Below are 24622 nucleotides of genomic sequence, written 5' to 3'. Positions count from 1 at the left end.
GTTTAGATTTATGGGTACCACTTTATCACCATCAAACCAAGAAAAGCGAATACTCCAAAACGAAAAAATGAGCTTTTTACTTACAAGTTAGCACAAATTTTCGTTTTGGGAGTACTATAAAATTTTAGCTAGATGGCAATGTAATGGTATACCGTATATAAGTAAATTAATTTTCTTTATTAAAGCTTATTTTTCCTTTAACATTATTTATTTTATCGAGTTGTAATTCATCTTGAATCGAAAGATTCATAAAAAACGTTATCCTTTCCTATTTAGCTTGTTTAGAAAGAATAACGTTTTTTTATTTTAGGGAGTATTTTGTTTTATTAGCTTAATAACATTGGCTTGCCTCCGTAATTCCAAAATCTCCAAAAATTATTTTTTAGAATAAGTTTTTTTGAACCAGAAAGGTTTATTTTTAACTATAAAAACTATGACAAATTTTATCCGGTTTTCCTTTTTTGCCTACTTGCTAAATTCAGCAAGTAAAATATTTTTAAAAGGATCAGGACTATCATCTTTAAGGCTGTTCAAATTGACGGTCAATGTATGCTTACCTCCAAGTTTGCCTCCAGCAAAAGTAACAAACCCTGGAATGCCACCTGAGTGTCCCCATATTGAGACACCGTTTGGAAGCTTAGTTTCATAGATTCCAAGACCATATCTGCCGATTTCAGCAATTCCTGTAGGAACTGTAGTAAGCATTTGTTTTAGTTGCTGTTCCTTCAGTAATTTGCCACCGAGCAAGGAAGAGAAGAATTTGTTTAAGTCGTCAGCAGTAGAAATCATATCTCCAGCCGAGCTACCTATACTTGGGTTATAATAAGTAACGTCTTTTAGCTCACTTGCTCCGTCTGGTTGGACATATCCACGGGCATGCTTGGTGCCTGGAATAACGCTTGAATTGCCAGGTAGGAATGTATTCGACAATTCAAGCGGTTCAATAATTCGATTTTCAATCTCTTCTGCATAGCTGTTTCCGGTTACTTTTTCAATAAGCATACCCAGTAATACGTATCCTGTGTTTGAATAAGACCATCCCGTTCCTGGAGCAAAATCTGGGGGTGCTGAAAGTCCAATCTTTACTAGCTCTTCAGCGGTATACATCCTTTTGGGATTCGTAAAATTTGCTTCTTTTGATTTCGAGTACTCAGCAATACCACTTGTATGGTTCAACATTTGACGGACAGTAATCTGTTTAGCATCATATCCGTTTCCTTGAATGACACCAGGCAACCATTTTTCGATGGAGTCGTCTAGATTCAGGCGGTTTTCTCCAGCTAATTGAAGTACAACCGTTGCAGTGAACGTCTTCGTTACGCTGCCAATACGAAAGCGAAAATCTGTTTTCATTGGTTTCTTGGTGTTCAGATCCGCTACCCCAGCGGCATACCCCCAAGTTTTTCCACCCTCAGAAGTTTTAGCAAGTATCCCCGGGTATCCCAGTTGTAATGTATCCCGTATAGCTTGCTTGACGGAATTACGATCTCGTTGCGTGCTTGTTTGTGACGAACTAGATACATTTTGAGTGGGCTCTGCTTTTACAATTGAGGTTGGTGTTGTATATAACAGAGAACTTCCAGTTATTAAAAGGACTAAACCTGTAGATGTAATTTGACAATGCTTTTTCATAAAGATATTCCTCTCCTCTATTCATATTTTATCGGTAGTTATTTGCTGTTTTATACTAGTCACACAGCTTTCATCTTAACCAAAGACAAATGGACAAGAGTGGATTTGCAATTATCATACTCAGTATTATTTTCACAAACGCTATTGTGTCCTAACAAACGGTAAATTCCTCTTTTTCCACATGTATGTTAATCCTAGAAATTACTTCTTTTCCTTAAAACACTCTTGTTACTGGTTTGTTTTTCATAAATAGGTCATACCTGTTTCCCCTTTCATGCCTCTTTATATTTTTATCATACACAATGAAAATCTCCCCTCCTCATTTATTGTTAATGTGTTAAAAACTGCTCTTTGATACTAAGTGTTTTTCTGTCACATACGGTAGTGTCAAAATGTCATGGTTTTTATGACATAGCTATTAATCCAGCCGTATCCCACTCAATTTTTGTTGTTCTTTATAAATATGACAGAAGTTCACTATCGACTATGACTCGCCGCTTAATAGGGGTACAGCCACTTCGCTATCAAGCTAACAAAACAAAATACCCCCTAAAACGAAAAAGAGATGAAGAAAATAATAAAAAGCTTATCATTATGTGCTAAAAGATAAGCTTTTTTGTCTATACTTATTGAATTTTATTGGATTTATTCCATGCTAATATAGTAATAAAATATTGAATACCAAACAAAATAGTAACAAGTAGAATGAATTTTATACATACTAAGATCCATCCAACAATATCTTGAGGTAATTGATTATGATATGTAGTGTATGCTACACCAGAAAAAGATAAAATAAGGGTATAAGATAATTTATCTTTTAATTTTTGTTTTAATTTTTCCTTGTTATCGATTTCTGGTTCGTAAACACCAGCTAAAATGGATCTAATAAAGAAGAATATCATATAACAGATAATGATACCAAGAGCTGTAGCCATTCTAGAAACGGTCTTTGTAAGTATACGCCCCTTATTATTAAATCTATGAAGGCTAGCAATAAAACCACAATTCCAGATTGGGCCCAAATTTTCATTTCAATTTGCTGAATTCTTTCATCTGAATGTGTACTGAGTGAAAACAAATTTTTTAGTTTTTCCATTCTATTTTTCCTCCCAAAATAATTCATCTAAAGTTTTATCGAGTGATTTAGCTATATCAATGCAAAGCTTTAAAGATGGATTATATTTATTAAGTTCAATAAGACCAATGGTTTGTCGAGTAACATTTACAAGCACAGCTAATTCTTGTTGAGTTAGCCCCTTTTCTGTTCTTACAATTTTTATTTTGCTTACTGACATTAAATACACCCCGTTTGTAAAGATAATCTTTATAGTTTCCATCTTATATTCTATATATTAAATTATAGTTAACATTAATGCAATATATATTTTGCATTAAGACGTATATAGATTGCGTTTATCCTTTCTTTTTTCCATTTCTATTATTTTTGTCTCTAAAACTATCTCACAAATATAAAAATACGCTATGCTTTCTGTAGAATCATTGGAAAGGATGGCGTTTTTGTATGTCTATTTCTGTCTCTGATGAATTACAACTATTTGCTCAAGAAGTTCAAAGCTTCTTATCTCCAAATATCTTACGAAATCTTGCTAGAGATGTTGGTTTTGTGCAACGAACCAGTAAGTACCAAGCAAAAGATTTAGTTGCTTTATGTGTATGGATGAGTCAAAATGTCGCTAAAACCTCTTTAACTCAGTTATGTAGCTGTTTAGAAGCATCAACAGAAGTACTTATCAGTCCGGAAGGACTGAATCAACGATTTAATGCCACAGCCGTGCAATTTCTACAACAAGTGTTAGCCGAACTTCTCAATCAAAAGTTATCTTCAACTAAGCTGATTTCTTCTCCATACACCTCTATTTTCAAACGTATCCGTATTTTAGATTCAACTGCATTTCAACTTCCCAATGTATTTTCATCTGTTTATCCAGGTGCAGGAGGATGCAGCCATACAGCGGGGATGAAGATTCAGCTTGAATATGATTTATTAAGTGGACAGTTCCTACATATTCATACAGGTCCGGGGAAACAACATGATCGGACCTACGGTTCTCTGTGTGCCCCAACTGCGGCAGCGAATGATTTATGTATTCGAGATTTAGGTTATTTTCATTTGAAAGACCTTCAATATATACAAGATAAAAAGGCTTACTATATCTCTCGTATTAAGTCAAATACACGTATTTATCAAAAAAATTCTACCCCTGATTATTTTCAAGATGGAAGAATCAAAAAAGGGACAGAGTATATACAGATAGATATGGAGGTCTTAATGAACTCTCTTCAGCCAGGACAAACATGTGAAATATTCGACGCTTTTGTAGGAATGACTGATAAAGTCCCAACTCGCGTGATTGTTCATCGGCTAACAAAAGAACAACAACAAAAACGATTACAAGATCAAACTGTAAGAGAAAAAAAGAAAGGAATGAAGTATTCTCCTCGTAGTAAACGACTCAGTGGTATCAATGTATATATGACAAACACCCCTACAGATATTGTCCCAATGGGACAAGTACATGATTGGTATTCTTTACGTTGCAAATTGAAATTTTATTTAAAACGTGGAAATCATTCTTTCACATTCATCATTGTAAAAAAATAAAACGAGAACGATTGGAATGCCATTTGTATGGACAATTGATTGCCATTCTACTCTGTTCCTCTATTATGTTTCAAATGCGGAAATTACTTCTCACAAAGAAGAAACAAGAGCTGAGTGAATATAAAGCCATATATATGATTAAAGATTATTTTCCTCTTCTGTTTCGATCCATACAAAAAGACACCCAAGAATTATCAAAGATTCTTCTTCGCCTGTTTAACCTCCTACAGCGAAACGGACGAAAATCGCATCGATACGAAAAGAAAACAGTCTTTGATATATTAGGTGTCGTATATAATTGCACTCTGTCGGCCAATCTAGCGGCCTAATAAAAAAATGAAACCCGTTAGGGTTTATTTGATATGCATAATTTCCAATAATCTATACTAGTTTTTTAGAAAAAGAAGAAGAGTTTTTCTGAAACTAACCTTTCCGAACCTTAGCTTGATAGCGATGTGGCGGTACCCCATACCCATCAAGCTAAGATTCTAAAGTACCCCCAAACAAAAATTTACTTATCTACAATTAGTTATGAAGATCCAGCTCATTTTGTACATCTAGCGGTTTATTCTTTGGTCCTTGTCTTACATTTGTATATAAATAAAGTATGTTCCATACAAAAACACCTCTAATTCCCATTATGTATAGGAAATCAGAGGTGTTTTTCAGTATATAAAACTTCGATTGTTCTATCATCACTTATTTTTTGAATAACGGTGCTATTTTGTCAATGCGGTTTGTCCAAATTCCACCTGTATAATCTTCAGGAAGGCGTTTTATATCTTCAGACGAATCAAATCCACTTGAAAATCCAAGCCCATTCCCTCCTACAACGATAACTCGAGTATCTGCTTTATCCATTCGATTAAGAAAACGATTTGGCCATCCCCAAAGCCAAGGAGCTACTTTATCTGGTATATGTAACTCTCCATGCTCCATGCTTGAAGGTATGTAGCCAGTCCATCCTATCGCAAGATAAGTCAGAAGATCCTTTTTCATGGTTGCTTTTGACATTGTTCGTAAACTAGGGAGACGATCTTTTATCGCAGCAATGGGTTTATCGCCGCCATATACAGTTAGTTGATCAAGGCGTTTCGCTGGAAGTTTCTTGAGGTAAGCAACCAATTGGATTCCCTCATTTTCATCATCACTTTTAATATGAATAAGAAAAGAACGATCTGGGAAATGGTTAAGTACTTCATCAAGTGTTGGCATAAGGTTAATCCCTTTGCCACGAAATGGGAACGTTTTACCCCCATCAGCTGTATAACCGTAACCAATATCAAGTGCTTGTAATTCTTTTGTTGTAAAATCTCTTGTAACACCTTTTCCATTAGTACGGCAATCAAGAGTCCAGTCATGAAAAATAACAAAATTTTCATCTTTAGTTGGTTGAACATCAAACTCTACTAGATCTGCTCCAGCTTTAAATGCCGCTTCCATAGATGGAATTGTATTTTCTAAATAAGGATGTTCAGGTTTATGTATACTTTCTGCTGTACATGTATCCCCCTCAATCCCTTCCATGCTAAAAGTCTGCGAAAGTCCTCGGTGAGCAAGAAGAATAGGAGTCTTTTCGTCCCTCTTAACAAAAAAAGAACTGTTATTTACATAAACAAATACGAATAGGATAAGAATTATCCAAATCGTTTTACGTTTTAATAACCTTTTTATTTTATTCATTATATTCTCCTCTTAAATATTGGTTAAAATGATTTAAATAATGTACTTTATTTAAATACTTGTAAATGTTATAGCCTATCTTATTCTTTTGCAATGGATAGGATTGGTAATTGTATATTGGTACTTGATATAAATTAGGAGCGACAGAAAGTATTTCGTAACTAGTATCCTAGCATAATTTAAAAAATGCCCCCCTCTAGATTTCTTTGGTATGCATAGTTTTGATGAACAAAAGTTCATTTTGTTTCCATTCTTAAGTTCATGGGCAAGTGGTGATTCCCATTGCTTTAAAGCTAAGTTTTTTCACTACTCATAAAGTAAAAAAGACGTGGGGTATGAACACGATTATAGGGATGAGGGGCGAATCTACAATTTAATTACAACTAAACAAAGAACTATTTTCAAGTTTTTTAATCAACATAGCCACTTTTTAGTACCAATTAGACCCTATTTAATAAGAAAAATAAGATTTCCAATACCCAATTAACATAATAATTTTTCTCGGGAGACAGCTCTCCCTCAAGCTATAACAAATAGATATGTCCTATTACACTACAATCATCGATTCAGTTTGTACAAAGTATGCAGTTCTAGAATTCCATGCTGTATTAAAGAATCTAATTAAACAACAGTTTAAATATTAAGGGCTGTTATTTGATTAAATTGTGGATATGATGATAGCTCAATAATAGAAATCAATTCAATAATCACTGAACCTTTAGTAAGAATAGTGTTGAAAGGTTTCTGTGAGAATACAAACTAAATGGGTATATAGGATATCCTATTATTTAAGAATCAATTTGCTATAGTTTTTATCGTTTTCCGACAGAAGACCCCTTCCCCAAAAATATGAATCTGAAACACCAATTTTAGGTGGGAGATAAATGTCGGTTGGCATTGGCCAACATGTTCGCTATCATTTTCTTGTACAGATTGCTCTTCGAAAACTGAAGATATGAGGTTGGTTGCAGAAAAACATTGCAACCGTAAAATCTTCAACGTTCTATCGCCCCATGCTTGCCGAATTTGTGAAAATTAAGCCAAAGTAGGTAGTGTGGTGAGTCAACGTACAAGATACTTATGTTCTCACCGTAGGGACTACGAGTATAGCCTGCTAAGATAACCGGTGTATACATCAGTGTTCGCAGGAATCTCCCACTTCAAACAGTCCGTAAGGACGTTAAGTAGTGAGTAATTCAATATCTGACAGTATCTTAATCATCTCATTGGAGAATAAGAGGCCTTCTAAATAAAAATGGATAATAAATTAATATCATACCCATAAATGAGCAGATTAAATAAAAAATAGCCTCATATTTTATTACTAGAGAAAAATTATTATCAATCTTTTTTTCATCACTTTTATATATCATTTTAAATAATACTCTATATAATAAATACCCAATAATTGTTCCCAGGGTGTTCATAGATAAATCATCAATATCTGTAATTCTACTATCTAGCAATTGACCTAACTCAATAGCCAATGAAAAACCGAATCCAGCATAGGCAGTATTTTTTATTGTTCTAAACTGTGGCCAAATAGTCGGCAATAAAAAACCTAATGGCATAAACAGTAAAATGTTTAAGACATAAGTAGTCATACCTTCAGAAGCAAATGGAATCAAGTTGATTTCATTTGCACGAATTAATGTTTCGTATCTCCCTATGTCCCATATAGTCCCTATCTGCGTCACCTTATACACTAGTGAAAGGTAGAACAGAAAAACATACACCCATAGAAAATGCCGAATAGATATATTTTTTTTCGTTTTAAAATAAAATCCAATTTGAAACACTATACAAAAAATAATAGTAAAAAAATAAGTATACAAATAACTAATTAAAACTCCTGAATACATTTAGAATCTCCTAACTTTACATTTTAATCTATAACTTTGTCATTTTTGAACATAATTCAAGAACAGGTGGTCACAATCACTCCACCAATATTATCTCCAGATATTTCATAATGTTCATCCGCTGGTATTTCAACTTCAAGTGTCTTGTTTTGAGACATGGGATAATATGAAATCGTATATTTTATCCTATCAATCCTAAAAGAAATGCACTCTTTTTCTTTTAAGTAATCCAGGTATTCTTCCAAAGCTAAATTCGTTTCTTGCATAATCGCACTGTGGGGCAAACCGACATAGCAAATATGCCAAGTTTCATATTGAATTCCTGTAACATCCGTTTTATCCGAGGGATAGCGTAAGATAAAGCCGTATTTCCAAGCATTTTTTCTATCCATTTTCCTTCAGGTGCTCGGTCCATTTTCGTTAAGCTTGATCCTACCCTACATCAAGTGATAAACCTGAATTATGTTCACTATAACCTGCTAGCAACGCATAATCAGCAACTGTTTTTTTGTAAAATCCACTTTGCTCATCAAAGTCACGATAGCCACTATTAATGAAAAATTGATTAACTCCTTTCTTTACAGCATTATTAATCATCTCTGAAGATTTTTTTGCTATTCCTTTTGATAGATAAATATTCTTATTAAGCAAACCGTATCTGTTTATCAATTCATTATGTTTAGATAAATTTACGATATCTGATTTCACACTTTCTTGGCGAATAGGGTATTTACTGTTGATTAAGAGCAGATTCCCTTGATAGATCTGTTCTTTTACAATCGCTTTCTTTTGGATACTTGAGGTGGTCCCTGTATTATCTATATTATCTTTGTGATTTTGATCATACTTTTAATCCTCTACTTTATTCTGAAAAAACAGTGATTTATTCATAAAAGCAAAACCTAAGCACAATAAAAATAACAATAAAAAACACCACTTCTTCTTTTTCAGTTTCCTCCTTAAGTAAGCGCCTTGATGATAATGTCACGCTGACTCAGCCCGTGGGATTTAGGATATGTAGCTCTTAACAATTACTTTCCGAAAAGCGATGCTAGATGTGGATGCTCTGCTCAGTGGTGTGTGCGGAAACATCCTAAACAGAAGATTGCTCATTTGATACAAACCGTAGCCCGATGCGGTAGTAAGTTTTACATTTTTCACCGCAAGCCCTCTCTTTCTATCCATATGAGGATATTTTAATCCACACATAACTTGACATATCCTTCTTTGACGAAACGAAAAAAGCTCGTTCTTACGGTTTAAGTCTACCGCATAAGAACGAGCCATTTTTTAATATTAAATTGTTAATTTATTAAGAAAAAGTAGAGATAACCTTAAGATTCTCTTAAGAAACAATGTTTTTTCTTAAGAACTCTCTTTATCAACCAAGTTTTGAAAGGCCGGAAGCTCTACCGTGAACGTCGTGGAATTATGATTACTTTCCGCGTAAATCTGTCCGTCATGCTGAACAATGATTTCTTTTGCAATCGCCAATCCAAGTCCCGCGCCGCCCGTATCAGAAGAACGGGCATTATCCAACCTGTAAAACTTTTCAAATATGGTAGCGAGCTTATCTTTTGGGATGTTTCCGGCGTTCTTGAAAACGATGGATACCACATCTCCGGAAAGGCTCGCCGTGATGTCAATGACGCTGTCGTCCTCGCTGTATGCAGCGGCGTTTTTTAAAATGTTGTTAAAAACCCTCGCCAACTTATCAGGGTCACCGAATACGGTCAAATCCTCGGAAGCATGGATGACCACCTGTTTTCCATTCGCGGCAAGCAGTGGATAAAATTCATCAGTCATCTGCACCAGCATATAGTATAGGTCTATATGTTTTTTCATGAGCGTAATCGTTTGGAGGTTATATCGCGTAATCTCAAAAAACTCGTCGATTAACTGTTCGAGGCGATACGCTTTGTCTAACGTGATATGCACATACTTTGCCTTTTGCTCTCTCGGCATGTCTGGTGCCTCATCAAGCAGGATCAGATAACCGATAACGGATGTAAGGGGCGTTTTAATATCGTGCGCCAAGTACATAACAACTTCATTTTTTCTTTGTTCGGCCATCTTTGCATCATGCTCTCGTTTTTCCAAAGTCCGTTTTAATGTGTTGAGCTTCTGTTCCATGAACTCCATTTCCGCAGAAAGCTCAATTTGTTTATCTTCGTTCTGAATAAGTATATCAATACTGGCATTTATCTCGTCAAAGTATTTTGCAAATTTTAAAAGCATGACGCGACATAGAATAAGAATACTAATGGCAACCGCCACATAAATAAAGATTTCTATATTGTTCCGTATAGTATACTGATAAATTATCATCGCGTCCCAGCGCTCTAAGTGATAACTGTTTTCCAAGAAACTTACGATCCACTCCCCAAGTGTCCCCTGGATAAATAGACGCAAAAACAACACGAACACAACTGCTGCCATAACAATCCCAAGGATATACAGATAGAGTTTTCGTTTTAGTTTGGAATAATCGATTTTTATATTCTTATTTTTATGTTTCAATTTTATAGCCAATCCCCCATACCGTTTTTATATACTTTGGATTATCAATGGTGTCGTTCATTTTTTCACGCAGATGTCGGATATGCACGGTGATGGTGTTATTGCTCTTGCTGAAATATTCGTCACCCCATATCTCATGAAATAGCTGCTCAGAGCTAACCACATTCCCCTTGTTTTCACAGAGGATGCGCAGGATTGAAAATTCGGTGGGGGTGAGGGATAACAGCTTCTCGTTTAGAAAACACTCATGCGTGTTTATATTAATGATAAGGCCGGAGTGGACAATTACATTTTTGTTCTGTGCTGTTACCCCATTGTATTTTTTGTATCGGCGTAACTGCGCCTTGACTCGCGCAATTAACTCCAGTGGGCGAAAAGGCTTCGTTATGTAATCGTCCGCGCCGATTGTTAGCCCTGTAATTTTATCTATCTCCGTATCTTTCGCCGTCAACATGATAATTGGATAGGTGTGCTTGTCCCTTATTTTTTGGCAGATATCGAGGCCGCTTGCTCCAGGAAGCATGATATCCAATATTGCAAGGTCTAGGTCAGTCTTGTCTATACATTCCAACGCTTCTTTGGCAGTATAGTATTTGAAAACCGTATAATTCTCGTTTTTCAGGTATAGCTCAACCAAATCGGCAATTTCGCATTCATCTTCTACGACAAGTATTTTATCGCTCATAAATATCAATCCTTCTTTATAAATTTGCTTTTCTCAATCCGAATCTTTTCCGAATAACGAGCCTATCATACCTACCACTTCAAGTAAAGTCCTATCTGAGTATATAGACACAACCGGTTACACAGAATAGATTTTCAGATTTAAATTTACTTCAAGGATAAGATATCTATCGAACTCAAAATTAAAAGGGGTACTGCCCTATCCCTATCAACATAACAAAACAAAATGTCCTTCTAAAATGAAAAAACATGCTAATCTTTCTGTAGAATCATAAGAAGGGATGGCGTTTTTTATGTCTGTGTCTGACGAATTACAACTATTTGCTCAAGAGATTCAAAGTTTTTCACCTCCAAATACTTTACGAAATCTTGCTAGAGATATTGGGTTTATACGACGAACCAGTAAGTACCAAGCAAAAGATTTAGTAGCTTTATGTGTACGAGTGAGCCAAAATGTAGCTATGACTTCTTTACCTCAGTTATCTAGCTGTTTAGAAGCATCAACAGAAGTACCCATCAGCCCTGAGGGACTGAATCAACGGTTTAATAAAACGTCCGTCCAACTTTTACAACACCTACTAGCTGAACTACTAAGCAAAAAATGGCCTCATCTATGCCGATTCCTTCTCCATACACTTCTATTTTCAAGCGGACTCGTATTTTAGATTCAACTACATTCCCCTAATTAATTTAATGTATTGGATAATAATACCGCTATCTACCTCATTGGCTAGATTATAATGGGGGCCGTACGTCTAATTATTATAAACAGGCTTTCTATATGCTAACCTTTTCTACCGCTTTTATTTGACGATACTAAGGCTTCCACATTGCTTCTTTTACTGCAATCTTGATATCGTTATCACTTAAGTTCTCTCTAGCAATAGCTTCTGCAACTAGCTGCTGCGAACATTCCATCTATCATAACGCTTGCACGTACAACAATTGTTCCAAGTCCTAGCTCTGGGAAAAAGAAAGCACCCGCATTATCCTTTCATTTTATATGCTTTTCTAAACTTCATGGAAATAAAAGGAATGAAATAACTGTTAAATTGGATGCTGGTTATAAGGAATATTCCAAGGGTACTTCATTTTAGTTTCCAAAGAAACTAAAATGAAGTATAATTATATACGTACAATAAATATCGTTTACAAATTTATTATTGTACACATTTTTGCATTAGCTCTTAATTACGAAAATAAATGGAGGGCATGAAATGGAAAATTATTATGATGTAGCGGTAATTGGTGGTGGTCCAGTTGGACTTATGACAGCATGTGAATTAGCTATTCAAGGTGTAAAAGTTGTCGTTTTAGAGAGAAGATTAAATCGGATAAGAAATTCTAGAGCACTCACACTTCACCCCCGCTCCTTAGAATTAATGGCTATGAGAGGTATTGAAAATCGATTTTTATCTAGAGGGAAGAAATCAGATACAAGCCATTTTGCTGCCCTAGATACAAGATTAAACTTTAAAAATTTAGATACTGATTTTCCATATACTCTTTTTATTCCCCAATCTATTACAGAAGAAATATTAGAAGAGCGTGCATTGGAATTAGGTGTAAACATTAAACGTGGTCATACTTTAAAAAATTTAAAACAGTATGATACATTCGTACAACTAGAAATAGAGCAAAGAGAAACAATATATGAAATAGAAGTTCCATATGTAGTAGGCGCTGATGGAGCAAGAAGCGTAGTTCGTGAGTTATCACATATACCGTTTAATGGAACAGATACAACAATTACTGCTATATTAGGCGATGTCATTTTAGAAGATGTACCAGATAACCCATTTTTATCTACATCTAATATAAATGGGATAATAATGATGGTACCTATTGCACCTAATGTATTTCGTTTTGCAATTGTAGATCCTAAGAATCAGACGATACCTGTTCATGTTGCTGTCACAGAAAAAGAGCTTATAGATAGTATTTATAGTATTACAGGTGAACATATTCAAATTAAAAGCTCAATATGGCTTTCTCGTTTTGGAAATGCAACCAAACTAGCAAATACTTATCAACATAAGCGTATATTCTTGGCAGGTGATGCAGCACATATTCATTTCCCTGCAGGAGGACAAGGTTTGAATGTAGGCCTACAAGACGCTTTTAATTTAGGATGGAAATTGGGACTCGCTATAAAACAAAAAAAATATGAAAGCCTATTAGAAAGTTATCATATTGAACGACATGCTGTGGGAAGACAATTTTTCAAGGAAGTACAAGCACAAGAACAATTAATGATAAACTTTTCAAATGCAGGTATAGAATTAAGAGAATTATTCTCGCATTTACTCACATACCCAGAGGTAAATCAAGATTTAGCTAAAAGAGTAAGTGGCTTAGGGGTTATATATTCCTCTATGCATACGAAAGAAAGGCATCCATTGATAGGGAAAAGATGCACAAATCTTACTATTTCTTCTCAAAATAAGAAAACTCATAAACTCTTTGAATTGATGCAAGATGGTAAATATATTTTATTAATACCTCCTTCTTATAAAGAAGAAATAGATAAAATGAACATTGATTCGCACATAAAGGTGGTTGTAGGTGAAATACAGGATTCTCAGTTAAAAAATATAGTTGTCATTTTAATTCGCCCCGATGGTCATATAGCTTACATTGAGTATGACGAAAGAGAAAAATGTAAAAAAACAGAAATAAAATTGAGTAATTTTTAAAAAAAACCCATTTATTAGCATAAATTTAGAGGTTTCTAGTATGAACTTTAAAACACTAGAATTTATAATGGCCCCCTCAACTATTAGTGGGGTCATTTTATATTAAATAAAGTGCATTGGAATCACTTTCTAACTAAATCTTTCTAATTAATTCTCTATTCCGGATATTAATACTGATATCTAGCCCGAATACTACATTCATATTTTTTTAACTCTAAATTTACCACGAATACTACACATTGCCTTCGAAATCCTTCATATATTCCAATAATATATGATATTGTTAATCAAGAGCATTCTCATCTGTTCCAATTGGTGATTTAAAAAAGAGTGAAAGATGTTCCATTATTTCTATTTTCCCTAACCAATTTTCAAAGTCAATCGTATCTGTGGTCGTGAAGTGTTCTTCTTTATTCACAAAACTTTTCCGATCAAATAAACGAATTGGGTAGTTATCGAGTACACCTCCGTCTACATAATAATCTTTATCCCATTCCACAGATTTAAAAAAGAATGGGGATGGACATCGAAATCCGCACAGCAACTACTAACGGGACATCAGGTGTCGTTTCGCGAGAAAACGTACGAAGCTGGTGTGTAGAAACGTTTGTTCCTTGGAAAAACACGTCTTTTCCTGTTTTGTCATACAACTGCTGAAAAGTTGTGTCCTTACTCCCTGTCCACTTTTCAACGATCTTTCCTACCCACTCAGTGAAGAAATCCCCTTTATAGATACCAAAACCATCAAAAAATAAACGAATGTTATCTTGTACAATCGAAAAATCATCATCTTTAAACGCTTTGAAATTCATGTCTTTGTGGATTTTTACAAGATCTGCGAATGGAATAGAAAGACCTAAAAGTAATGCAGTAATCGCTCCTGCTGAAGTACCCCCAAATCGTTGTATTCCTGGTAAAATCCCTTCTTCATTTAGTGCACGGATGGCACCTATATAAGCGCTTCCCTTTACCCCGCCACCTTCAAATACTAAGTTACGAAATGGATATGCCATTATATACCTCCAATAGAGAAATTTTCGATTTGTTATAGTATCGGAAGTATATTGAAATATATTCCAAATCGTATTAAGAAAGTTTCATGTCCTCCGATACGTATGGCCAAATTATCTTTATTCAATGGATGAATTGTTTGAAAGAGAAGGAATTTGCTTGGAATGGTAATTTAGTAGGATAGGAAACAGGAAACGGAGCGCATCTTTGGATACACTGACTAATATCCCCTTTTGAAATTGTATATAACGTAACTTCTTTTCCAATGCATCCTCCTAGTAAAATCACGAGTAAGAAATCAAGGAACAACCTACATTTCATAAAGCCCTCACTCTCTTTAACATGCAATCCAGTAAAATAATTTGTTTCAAATACGTAGAAATATGGTTTAACCAGTAATCAATGATCAGGTCTTCTTACCTTAAGTAAACCTAAATCTATTTGTCTTCATACAGAAAGAGATAAATAGCTTTGTTCCTATTCATGAAATAGTACAATATATGCAAAATTACATATCTAATTAATTGCTTTTAATGTTATATTTTAATAGCGATGAATGCTATTATTTCATAAGTTGTCAACAAGCGTTATGTATGTATGAGAAAAAGGAAGGAGCCAAATAGGCCCCTTCCTTTTTCTACTAATTAACTAAATTACTCTCTGGTAAAAATTTAAATAGTAATGCTCATTTACAGGCGTCTGATTATGCATTAAACATGCTAACTTTGCTTGCTGTCGGAAAAATTAATAATTCATCGATTACCCAACAATAGATAATATGGATAAAGAAAAAATACTAGAGAATATCACATTGTAGTAGTCTCTAGTATCTTTTCATAGTATTTTAGCGGCTATGCAATACGGAGGGATAAAAAAGGACCTCTTACGGAAAGATAAGAGGTCATCAAAAAGATAAAAATGTTGTATTTGAAACACGCGAGTTTCTAATTCACATCATAACACAATATATTCGTATATTCAATATATACATTAAAGATAAGGAATATTACATCATTGAAGATTACGGTGAACCAGGAGATAGTGTTGAAAATGAACCTACTTTGCGCAACATTTTCCCGAAAAAGTATGCGGATGTCGCACCTGCTAAGACATTTTGAATAATCTTTGCAGCTGCTACATCAACGGGTAATTTATTGTATTTCCAATCTAGAGAATCAATTGTCCAATCCCATACTTTTAAAACTAGTGAAATAGATCTTTTTAATTACATACTTAATTTATTTTTTAATGTCCAATATTTTTCTCCATTAGCTTCAAAAGAGAATTCTACCCATCCATTCGGATCTTCACGATAAATAAAGATGGTTGTTCCAGGAGTTACTGTACCAACTTTATTCTCCTCGACAGCTACATCTGGTCTACTTTTAATTTTTAATTTAAATGGATAAGGTACCTGATAGTAAGTAGCTGATGATACAACATTTGAGCTTGAACCGTCTGCATACATTTTATACGGAATTTCATTAGATAACGCGTCGACATCTAATGTTTCAGGATTCTTTGGTAATTTTTTTGCATATGTATAGTCTTCTACACGAAACGGTTTAATACGTTCCATAATACCCGCAATTTTCTTAGCCCAGCCTTTATCTGATGCATATTTCACGTTCATGCCAGTTAATGTTGACCCGTTATAATACATACCACTTTCTTCTAAATATCTTTCTCGTACATAATTAGCGTTATAAGCAATACTATCGCCGTAGCTTGGTAAATATTTCGCATATTTAAACGGATCTCCATCATATGCACGTAGACCGAATAAATTATGTTTTTGATATGCGATTTCTGATTTTCCGTATCCAGATTCTAAAATCGCATGCGCCGCTAAATAATGCGCACTCACGCCATATTGATTTTGCGCATTGATAAAATCTTGTCCATGTCCAACTAAGGGACTATCTGAATGATATTTTGCAATAAAACTATCAATCTCTTGAGCTGTAATTTTCGAAGCCACTGTTAAATTTAAATCTTCATATGAGGTAGCAGTAATAACCTCTTTTTCATCGTTTAAATTTTGTTGTAACATATCTGTTTTTGCAGTAAGTTGAGCAGCTTCAGCACGTGTTATAAATCTATTTGGTTGCCAACCGTTCTCGGTACCATTAGAAATTTTTAAATCTATTAAAATATTGGCATGTTTTTCTCCCCAATGCCCTTTTAAATCTTCAAATCTAACCTGCTCGTTATGATTTGCTGTGCTTTGTAGTTTATATGCATTTACTAGCATGGTAGCCATAGCAGCACGAGTTACTTTTCCGGATGGATTAAAGATTCCATTACCTTCACCTTTAACAATACCAGCTTTTTCAGCAGCAGCAATATAAGGAGTAGCCCAGTGATTTTGTGAATCTGTAAAAGATGGTTTTGCATTAGGATCAATTTGTATCCCTAAAACTTTTGTCATAATCTTTGTAGCCGAAGCTCTGTCTAAGGAATCATTTGAACCAAAAGTTCCATCTGGATAACCATTTAATACCTGTTTATCAACTAAATAGTTAACGGATTTATCAGCCCATGTAGGAACATCAGGGAATTTATGAGTATCTGCTAAAATATTAGAAGAATAGGATAATATAACTCCTGCAAGGATACCTGTTGCAATTAATTTATGCTTCATTAAAATAAACACCTCTACCATTGTATTTATCAAATTGAAATTTTCTATTTTTATATTTACATGTTTGTAATAATAATAAAATCGTATTATCACGCATTCAATTTAATGTAACGAGTATAGTTACTTATATACACAAGTGTCAATGAATTTCTTTTACAAAAATGCATAATCTTTACATTATTTTGCAATTGAATTATGTATAAATTTTGTAAAGGACCTTTTGATAGATTTTACCTGAATAAATCTCTTTAGTTGTTAATTTGCCAATCTTTCTTGTTTACTATTAATCAATTAAAAAAAGAATTTTTTTGTTTAAGAGCTACTTTAAAATCTTAAGTTGATGGATGTGTGAACGTACCGCTACTAAAATTCTTGCTTTTAAATCATTATTACTGTATTATATTTACGTATCAATATAAGGATTATATTATATAAAAAGGAATCAAATCTATAAGTAAGATTTAAATCCTTTTCGAAATCAAAAAGACTTTGTCAAAATCTAATATAATTTATGCTTGTCTTTTTAATATGTATCTAGTAAAAACATATTTTTTATCCATAGAATTCTGTTTTCAATGATAGGAATTAGTGTTCTAAACAAGAAACCGTACAAAGTGATCTGAAAAACCTGAGAGATATTGTATGTAGTTTGCTCATCTCCAGGTACTACAATAAAAGAGCCTTACCTTTCTAGGCAAGACTCTACTAGTTTAGTTGTATACTATTTACATGATAACTAAGAAACAGAAAACATATAACACCAAATAACAGCACCCTATTACTCCTCCTACAGCTAATACCTGTTTAACCCAACTCTTAAATTTTTGATTACTGTAAATCGCTTGCACTCTTTCCATATTTCCTCCTATTAAGCAGAACCCTTAAAGACTCTCACCTCGCTATAGTACCATTAAAAAATGAATAATAGAGATCTAATGTATAAATATGCAATATTGCATACGAAAATGTATTGTTATAATTGTAAGCGCTTACTATAATAAGGTTATAAAGATTTATTACATCTTAATACGAAAAAGAGGAGAGAATAATATGGAAATCGCAATGGCAGTTTTAAAATTTATAGGTGGAGCAATCCCATTAATTCAAGAACTACTAAAAGCATTTATGTAAATTCACTATTTAGCAATTATTTATAAAAATTATTATACAAATGATCTGTATATCAAAAATGAATTGGTTTACAGATCATTTGCGTGATCAAGGTCCCTTTAACATGACTAAGGGGCCTTTTTAAAATTTTTAAATAATTAAGGTTACGTCACATCACCATCAAGTTAGCAAAATAAAACGAAACTTTAACTTGATGGTGATGGGGTAACAGTTGTGATTTAGAGATAAGATCAGATTATACAAAGTTTTGCACGTCAGCGATACCGGAAATAAACTTCGCCTTTAGTAGCAAGAATCCCCAATAAAGATAGTCAACTTGCCTATTTAGGAATAAGAGTGTCAATTTAAATAATGCATTCTGAAACACTACTCTTCTTCTAAAATAGCGTAATAATATTCATCCCACCATTCATTCCCATGTGGTATACACTTCCTGAAATAGCCTTCTCTTCTCATTCCAATCTTCTCCATTACTCGATATGATGGGGTATTTTGTGGCTGACATGTAGCTATAATCCTATGTAATTTCATTTCCTTAAAGCCATATTCCAATGTAGCTTGTGCTGCTTCAGAAGCATATCCTTTATTGAAATATTTAGGATTGAACACCCAACCAATCTCATATGTATGCTCACCAAAATATTTATGAAAAACTATATGACCAATCAGAATATCTTTATGAATTAATACTACAGGAAAGTTCTTAGCGTTTTCACCAATGTTTTCATTCACAAAGTTTCTTGTATTTTCTTCAGTAAAAACCCCTTCAGGTATGTATTTCATAACATTGATATCTGATGTATACTCATGAACAGCTTGCCAATCTTTGAATTCAAATTTCCGTATTAATAATCTTTCTGTTTTTATAAACATTTACTTTTCCCCCTCAAAAAATTGCAACTATATTTTAAATCCACATTTAACCCTTAAAACAAAAAGAACTTGTAGGACTCTCTACAAGTTCTTTTTAGTTTAAGGTGAATATACGAGCCAAACAAACTATCTTACAGATTGACTGTAGAAACTTTAGGGGTAATGCTTTGACAAATATATTATATAACAAATATTAACATCCACAGGATTTATTTTTGAAAATTATGTGAATTAAGAAAGGAAGTAGTTTTTTCTTAGCTATTATTATTATTAACTGACGGTATCATTATATTTCATTCTGCAACTTATTTAGAAGAGCTATGTACATTTCGAAGAAGTTCTTCAATAAGTTTTGTTTTTTCATTTACCTTTGTGGCATATGTGAAATCACCATAACAATATGGATACCTAAAATTATTTTTATTTCCACCACAAGTATACATCGCTGGATTTTGATCAACTTTCATCTTAGAAAACTTTTTGGCTGAATCCTCCGAGTGTTGTTTAACTTCTTGACTAGCAACAAAATCAATATAACCTGGCCCCATATTATAGCTTTGAATAATTGTATCCATGCTAACATCCTTGTCCGTTCCATATTTGTACATTTTAGCAAAGTGTTTTACCCCTTGTTCAATGCTCAAGCTTGTCTCTTGAATTTCATTTGGCTTTAATCCAAGTGATTCGGATGACTGCATAGGATCGTTTCCCTCACCTCTACTCTCTTGGTACATAATTCCTAATAAAACTGCTGTTTTCTCTCCTAAATTATATTTTTCTAATTCTTTTTTCAAGGTAGATTCATATTGCAATACACGTTTTTCGGTGGCTAGCGCTTTATTTTTTTGAATATTGGTTTTATGATTAAAATATAGCATTCCAAGTATTATTCCTAAGCCTAAAATACTAATAAGGAACACTTTTATAATTTGTTTTTTACTTGTATCCTTCATATATTCCTCCTCGTATAAAAAATTTAATTTTTCAAAGGTAATTGGTTATTTACAAACTATGTAATGAACATCTATCTCCCGCCCTTTTTAGACTCAAACATCAATACTTTAAGGTTTTAAGTTTAATATAAAAATTTAAAGATAAGGTAAAGATAAGATAAAGATAAAATAAAGGGTATTTTTTAGCGTACTTTAAAAGATATTGCTACAAAGGGATATATGGGACAACTTGTTGATATGAATGGATTTAGTGATAATTGAAAGGTTATTGTACAAGTTATTAATTATGGAGACATCATTCCAGAAGATTTAATCCATCTTTTCAATATGCTTTATATAAAAACCACAACATAACATATAATAAAAAACGGCGAACCCTCCACCTAGGAGAATCCACCATCATAAATAACTGATTATTTCACACCTAGTTTTTTTGCTTTCTTAGGGATCCCGTCTTCCAGCACTTCCTCTCAAGCTGTTACACCTGGAATATGATGTGATTGCATTTGAAACAGGGCTTTGGGAAGCAGCAGCTGTTCAGCAAAATTTTGATAACTCAACCGCTACAGAAGCGATGAAACAATCCTTATACTCTGTATGGAAAACTGAGGAACTTGAACAATTATTTACCTATATGAAAGAACAAAAAGAAAAAGGAAAGCCACTCACATTAGCTGGTTTTGATATGAATTTGTTTTATAAATCTTCATTCCGCTCTTATGCAAAAGAATGGTTGCAAAAAGTAAATCCTGAAGTAAAGAGTGAATTTGATACAGCAGTGTCAGAGTTGATTGAACTGGATAGGTATTACAATAAAAATAAAACATATCCTTATGATCGGTTTAAAATGGAGATACAGCCCGTAATTAACAAGTTTGAAAAGGTTAGAATGTTTATTCAGAATCATAAATCTGAATTGATTCAAGTTACACCACATCCTACGTATGATGTGAAAGTCAGAGGTGGCATCTCCTCACCTCACCTAACCTGACAGACTATTCTTTTTATATCCGAGATCAAAAAATGGCACAAAACTTCGCATGGCTAACTGAAATGCAGTATGGAAACAAACTGGCCCCCTTTAACAAGTAATAATTTGTTCTGCACCCATGTTGATAATTCTTCTGGTAATCGGAATGTAACGGAACCATGTTGCTCTTTTATAATGACATAGGGATTGCGGAATTCTTCTTGAATGCCGATTCCAATCACTTGATACAATTTCCTGCACTGACTCGGAAACAATATATTTGGAATGTCTAATGGCTCAATTTCATGAAAAGAATGACGGAATCTCACATCCATTGCAAATACCATCACACCAACTCCCAGCTATACGTAAAACACAATTAGTATACCGATGAGATCTATGTTACGTGCAGAAATCCCCGTTTTCTCCCCAGACTTATCTACAAGAATAAAAAAGGAAACACAAGATATGTTCCCTTTTCACTATTTGTTTTCTACACTTTTAATTCCAATATTTCTAGATGCTGAATAGATCCGCCCCCTGGCAGGTAGACATCTTCCTCCTTCAGCAGGTATACGGAACTTTCCGTTTCTACTAGTGATGGAAGATTGCGCACGCCAAATAATAATACTTTTCCCCTATTGCCCAAATGACGTGGGGTATGCATGGAAATCGTAAGGTTGTTTATGCATGTAATTGTTCCTGTTCTTAAACATTTTCGGGTATCTATTTTTATTATGTTTTGCTTTTGTAGTATTTCTTATTTTTATTGTTTGATTGTTATAACTGGCATTTGCTCCTTGTCGGAAATTGTACTGTAACCATAATAAAGTAAAAAAAACAATAAAATAATTGTCCAAATAAATATAAAAACTTTATAACTATACTTCATATGAAAAACCTCATTTTCCCTATATAAGTGAATGTACATACACCCTATAAATCCAATCACATAAATTATTGGATATTTAAGTAATAGAGAATCATTAAGTATTAGAAATTGTTATTCATAAACATATCCAAGAATTCTTCAAAAAAAATATCATCTAGGCATTTTAACATTTCATCAAAATGCACAGATGATATTTTGTACGTTTAGCTTGGTAATGCTTTTTATGTAATGAATTCTTATCTCTATTTCACCTTAATGTTTATATGTACAAGAGTCTGTGTAGCAATTAGACTGTACTTTAAATATGTACTCAATTGTGTGTGGGAAAGGAAGCACATTTTATTTAAAGTGGTTACTTTAAAGCCCTTAATTAGTTGGTAGTCTTCTTCATTCAGACAAAAAGGAAATTTAAAGTGTGCACGTACTTTCAACTCAGACTTTTTACTACACACACTCCTATACACATAACAATATTTATAGTTTTTGTAACATTACGGAAATAACAAGAAATAATACCGAAACATTTATGATACAATGTAACAACTTAGTAACATTACTGTAACATAACGTGTATAATCGCACAATACTTTTTTAACTGAAAATCAATAAATTTATGTAAGTACCCATAACGTATTACATATTGTTTGTGAAACCTTTTAATGAACAAGTATAAGTGGATGGCGGGAATTGAACCCACATCAGAGGTTCTGGAGGCCCCTGTTTTACCCTTAAATTATACCCCCTCGTGGTCGGAATGACAGGACTTGAACCCGCACATTCAACGGCTACTAGATCCACAATCTAGCAAGTCTAGCATTTCGCCACAAACTCCATAAAAATAGAAAAAGACCACCGAATGTACTCGATTGTCTTTTTGCCATGCATATCTGCACAAAAAGTGTATACTTCAAACCCTTTAATATTTTTAGCTATGAGCATACTTATAAAACTCTAAAAACTATTTGATAATCTTTTAGAATCTAACTTTCTTTTAATACTATTTGCTATTTCTTCAATATTTTCATTTAGAAAGAAATGATTACCTTCAAAAGAATGAAAAGTACACGTTTTACTTGTGTATCGTTCCCATTTTATTACTTGATCATATGTAGTAAATTCATCATTTTCCCCATTAAATATAAGAAAATCAATATCACATGGTTGTGTATTTTTGTCATGAATATACGTCTCAACGATTTTAAAATCTGCTCTTAGAATAGGGAGAAAAATCTCCATTAATTCTTCTGATTGAAGTACCCCAGATGGCGTACCTCCCATTGCAATAACTTCTCTTTTAAATTGTTCGTTAGAAAGATTATATCGGATATTTTTTATTTTACTATTTGGATGGTTTCTACCGGACAAAACAAGAAATTCAGGTAATTCGTTATTAGAATCCTGTATTTTTCTGGCTACTTCATAGGCGATCAAACTTCCCATGCTATGCCCGAATAGAATGTAGGGCGAATCATCTATCTGCATAACTATTTTATTGTAGACATCATTTACTGCCTCTTCCATACTTTGGTACAAGTTTTCTTCAATTCTATATCCTCTACCAGCTAACTCTATCGGGACTACCTCAATATATGGATTAAAGTGATTTTTCCATTTTGCGTAACTAAACGCAGATCCCCCAGCATGTGGAAAGCAAAAAAATTTAGTCTTCTGCATTGATTTTCTCCTTACTTTCAAATTTGTATATATTTTGGCAAATTGCATAAATGTCTTTAATTATTATCTCTTGCGGAAATTCATCCCTTGTTGCACAAGCAGATAACTTATAATTTGGATCAATGTTATATTGTTTAAAGTAAAAGTTTTTAGGTATATTCTTGTATGAAATTAAAGTTCGTGATTCTTTTTTTATAGAGAATGAATTTAATGGGGTATAAAGCCCTTTTCCAATCGTTTTTATATAGCTTTCTTTTAATGTCCATAAATCAAAAAAACAATTAATTTGTTCATCAGAATTCATATTAGATATATCATAAAATTCATCCGCTGAAAAAAATTCTTTTGCTAATTTAAGAGCCTCTATCTCTGAAATCTTTTCTATATCAATACCCACATTAAAATTAGCAGTAGTACAAACCACCCATTCTCCTGAATGTGACAGATTAAAATGAAAGTCAGAAAAATTTTCAACAAAAGGTTTTCCATACTCATTATATTTAAATCTAATTTCTTCATTATTAATTTTATACTTTTGGCAGATTAGAGATCGGATTAGTAAATCCCCTATTAGGGTCCTATTAACGTCGCATGAATTTAATAAACGCTTCATTCGTTCTTTCTTCTCATTTGAAACCAAGTTACTAAGTTGCTTAAACAAATGACTTTCAATATTCTTTGGTATTTTCACAGCTTGAATTTGTATAATAAATCACTTCCTTTTTTAAAGAATTACTTCATATATGAACGTTACAGAAACTCAAATTAACT

14 protein-coding genes and 8 pseudogenes are annotated in these 24622 nt (G+C 33.4%); 6 read left to right on the top strand and 16 right to left on the bottom strand.

Annotation, left to right across the window (positions count from 1 at the left end):
* Positions 1–465 precede the first annotated feature (465 nt).
* The 3 genes and pseudogenes from ACS2QP_RS19385 to ACS2QP_RS19375 form a co-directional block, all read right to left on the bottom strand.
* The gene (locus tag ACS2QP_RS19385) at positions 466–1632 is read right to left on the bottom strand and encodes a serine hydrolase domain-containing protein (protein WP_153581040.1); all 1167 of its coding nucleotides are present in this window, start codon (positions 1630–1632) and stop codon (positions 466–468) included.
* 626 nt (positions 1633–2258) lie between these two features.
* Positions 2259–2731, bottom strand: a pseudogene (locus tag ACS2QP_RS19380) (DUF6773 family protein).
* A gap of 1 nt (position 2732) precedes the next feature.
* Positions 2733–2930, bottom strand: a complete 198-nt coding sequence (locus ACS2QP_RS19375) for a helix-turn-helix transcriptional regulator (RefSeq protein ID WP_153581042.1) — start codon at positions 2928–2930, stop codon at positions 2733–2735.
* Between the two features lie 227 nt (positions 2931–3157).
* Between ACS2QP_RS19375 and ACS2QP_RS19370 the strand changes: the two are divergent.
* A pseudogene (locus ACS2QP_RS19370) lies at positions 3158–4587 on the top strand (IS4 family transposase).
* A 370-nt stretch (positions 4588–4957) separates the two neighbouring features.
* Here ACS2QP_RS19370 and ACS2QP_RS19365 read toward each other — a convergent pair.
* From ACS2QP_RS19365 to vanR-A, 5 genes and pseudogenes are all read right to left on the bottom strand, one after another.
* Positions 4958–5941, bottom strand: a complete 984-nt coding sequence (locus ACS2QP_RS19365) for a glycerophosphodiester phosphodiesterase family protein (RefSeq protein WP_153581043.1) — start codon at positions 5939–5941, stop codon at positions 4958–4960.
* Positions 5942–7164: 1223 nt separating this feature from the next.
* The gene (locus tag ACS2QP_RS19360; RefSeq protein ID WP_153581044.1) at positions 7165–7803 is read right to left on the bottom strand and encodes a VanZ family protein; all 639 of its coding nucleotides are present in this window, start codon (positions 7801–7803) and stop codon (positions 7165–7167) included.
* Between the two features lie 56 nt (positions 7804–7859).
* A pseudogene (gene vanY, locus ACS2QP_RS19355) lies at positions 7860–8754 on the bottom strand (VanY-A/VanY-F/VanY-M family D-Ala-D-Ala carboxypeptidase).
* Positions 8755–9168: 414 nt separating this feature from the next.
* A complete protein-coding gene (gene vanS, locus ACS2QP_RS19350) occupies positions 9169–10335 on the bottom strand; it encodes a vancomycin resistance histidine kinase VanS (RefSeq protein WP_332283237.1) in 1167 nt (388 codons plus the stop codon).
* Positions 10313–11008: a vancomycin resistance response regulator transcription factor VanR-A gene (gene vanR-A, locus ACS2QP_RS19345; RefSeq protein WP_153581047.1), complete on the bottom strand. Its 696-nt coding sequence runs from the start codon at positions 11006–11008 to the stop codon at positions 10313–10315. The genes vanS and vanR-A overlap by 23 nt, the downstream gene beginning before the upstream one ends.
* Before the next feature lie 292 nt (positions 11009–11300).
* On the opposite strand from vanR-A, the pseudogene ACS2QP_RS19340 reads away from it, so the two are divergent.
* Positions 11301–11686, top strand: a pseudogene (locus ACS2QP_RS19340) (IS4 family transposase); the annotation flags it as partial.
* Positions 11687–12224: 538 nt separating this feature from the next.
* A complete protein-coding gene (locus tag ACS2QP_RS19335) occupies positions 12225–13703 on the top strand; it encodes an FAD-dependent oxidoreductase (protein ID WP_332283239.1) in 1479 nt (492 codons plus the stop codon).
* Between the two features lie 283 nt (positions 13704–13986).
* On the opposite strand, the pseudogene ACS2QP_RS19330 reads toward ACS2QP_RS19335, so the two are convergent.
* Positions 13987–14716: pseudogene (locus tag ACS2QP_RS19330) on the bottom strand (patatin-like phospholipase family protein).
* Positions 14717–15706: 990 nt separating this feature from the next.
* Between ACS2QP_RS19330 and ACS2QP_RS19325 the strand changes: the two are divergent.
* Positions 15707–15814: pseudogene (locus ACS2QP_RS19325) on the top strand (peptidase M56); the annotation flags it as partial.
* Here the strand turns inward: ACS2QP_RS19325 and ACS2QP_RS19320 are convergent.
* A pseudogene (locus ACS2QP_RS19320) lies at positions 15802–15915 on the bottom strand (polysaccharide deacetylase); the annotation flags it as partial. The pseudogenes ACS2QP_RS19325 and ACS2QP_RS19320 sit on opposite strands and share 13 nt — an antisense overlap.
* A gap of 24 nt (positions 15916–15939) precedes the next feature.
* A complete protein-coding gene (locus ACS2QP_RS19315; protein ID WP_332283241.1) occupies positions 15940–17358 on the bottom strand; it encodes an S-layer homology domain-containing protein in 1419 nt (472 codons plus the stop codon).
* Between the two features lie 945 nt (positions 17359–18303).
* Here ACS2QP_RS19315 and ACS2QP_RS19310 point away from each other — a divergent pair.
* Positions 18304–18489 carry a hypothetical protein gene (locus ACS2QP_RS19310; protein ID WP_001987408.1) on the top strand — a complete coding sequence of 62 codons (186 nt, stop codon included), beginning with the start codon at positions 18304–18306 and terminating at the stop codon, positions 18487–18489.
* 366 nt (positions 18490–18855) lie between these two features.
* On the opposite strand, the gene ACS2QP_RS19305 is transcribed toward ACS2QP_RS19310, so the two are convergent.
* Positions 18856–19362, bottom strand: a complete 507-nt coding sequence (locus ACS2QP_RS19305; protein ID WP_000470150.1) for a GNAT family N-acetyltransferase — start codon at positions 19360–19362, stop codon at positions 18856–18858.
* Positions 19363–19667: 305 nt separating this feature from the next.
* Positions 19668–20315, bottom strand: a complete 648-nt coding sequence (locus tag ACS2QP_RS19300) for a lysozyme family protein (protein ID WP_063536381.1) — start codon at positions 20313–20315, stop codon at positions 19668–19670.
* Between the two features lie 469 nt (positions 20316–20784).
* Between ACS2QP_RS19300 and ACS2QP_RS19295 the strand changes: the two are divergent.
* Positions 20785–21386, top strand: a pseudogene (locus ACS2QP_RS19295) (erythromycin esterase family protein); the annotation flags it as partial.
* Here the strand turns inward: ACS2QP_RS19295 and ACS2QP_RS19290 are convergent.
* From ACS2QP_RS19290 to ACS2QP_RS19280, 3 genes are all read right to left on the bottom strand, one after another.
* Positions 21360–21632 carry a hypothetical protein gene (locus tag ACS2QP_RS19290; protein WP_002178056.1) on the bottom strand — a complete coding sequence of 91 codons (273 nt, stop codon included), beginning with the start codon at positions 21630–21632 and terminating at the stop codon, positions 21360–21362. The pseudogene ACS2QP_RS19295 and the gene ACS2QP_RS19290 overlap by 27 nt on opposite strands.
* A gap of 1496 nt (positions 21633–23128) precedes the next feature.
* Positions 23129–23851 carry a thioesterase II family protein gene (locus ACS2QP_RS19285; protein ID WP_153582528.1) on the bottom strand — a complete coding sequence of 241 codons (723 nt, stop codon included), beginning with the start codon at positions 23849–23851 and terminating at the stop codon, positions 23129–23131.
* The gene (locus ACS2QP_RS19280) at positions 23838–24542 is read right to left on the bottom strand and encodes a 4'-phosphopantetheinyl transferase family protein (protein WP_000701216.1); all 705 of its coding nucleotides are present in this window, start codon (positions 24540–24542) and stop codon (positions 23838–23840) included. The genes ACS2QP_RS19285 and ACS2QP_RS19280 overlap by 14 nt, the downstream gene beginning before the upstream one ends.
* Between the last annotated feature and the right edge of the window lie 80 nt (positions 24543–24622).

It is taken from the genome of Bacillus cereus group sp. Bce019, assembly GCF_051781745.1.
Taxonomy (GTDB): domain Bacteria; phylum Bacillota; class Bacilli; order Bacillales; family Bacillaceae_G; genus Bacillus_A; species Bacillus_A cereus.
The sequence above is the reverse complement of the archived record's forward strand: the minus strand, read 5'-3'. Positions and strand labels throughout refer to the sequence as shown.

Excerpts from the sequence above, each read along its gene's own strand:
- ACS2QP_RS19290 (WP_002178056.1), bottom strand. The coding sequence starts at position 21,632 with ATGGTATTTGCAATGGATGTGAGATTCCGTCATTCTTTTCATGAAATT.
- vanR-A (WP_153581047.1), bottom strand. The coding sequence starts at position 11,008 with ATGAGCGATAAAATACTTGTCGTAGAAGATGAATGCGAAATTGCCGAT.
- ACS2QP_RS19360 (WP_153581044.1), bottom strand. The coding sequence starts at position 7,803 with ATGTATTCAGGAGTTTTAATTAGTTATTTGTATACTTATTTTTTTACT.
- ACS2QP_RS19365 (WP_153581043.1), bottom strand. The coding sequence starts at position 5,941 with ATGAATAAAATAAAAAGGTTATTAAAACGTAAAACGATTTGGATAATT.
- ACS2QP_RS19335 (WP_332283239.1), top strand. The coding sequence starts at position 12,225 with ATGGAAAATTATTATGATGTAGCGGTAATTGGTGGTGGTCCAGTTGGA.
- ACS2QP_RS19300 (WP_063536381.1), bottom strand. The coding sequence starts at position 20,315 with ATGAAGGATACAAGTAAAAAACAAATTATAAAAGTGTTCCTTATTAGT.
- ACS2QP_RS19310 (WP_001987408.1), top strand. The coding sequence starts at position 18,304 with ATGCAATATTGCATACGAAAATGTATTGTTATAATTGTAAGCGCTTAC.
- ACS2QP_RS19375 (WP_153581042.1), bottom strand. The coding sequence starts at position 2,930 with ATGTCAGTAAGCAAAATAAAAATTGTAAGAACAGAAAAGGGGCTAACT.
- ACS2QP_RS19315 (WP_332283241.1), bottom strand. The coding sequence starts at position 17,358 with ATGAAGCATAAATTAATTGCAACAGGTATCCTTGCAGGAGTTATATTA.
- ACS2QP_RS19285 (WP_153582528.1), bottom strand. The coding sequence starts at position 23,851 with ATGCAGAAGACTAAATTTTTTTGCTTTCCACATGCTGGGGGATCTGCG.
- ACS2QP_RS19305 (WP_000470150.1), bottom strand. The coding sequence starts at position 19,362 with ATGTTTATAAAAACAGAAAGATTATTAATACGGAAATTTGAATTCAAA.
- ACS2QP_RS19385 (WP_153581040.1), bottom strand. The coding sequence starts at position 1,632 with ATGAAAAAGCATTGTCAAATTACATCTACAGGTTTAGTCCTTTTAATA.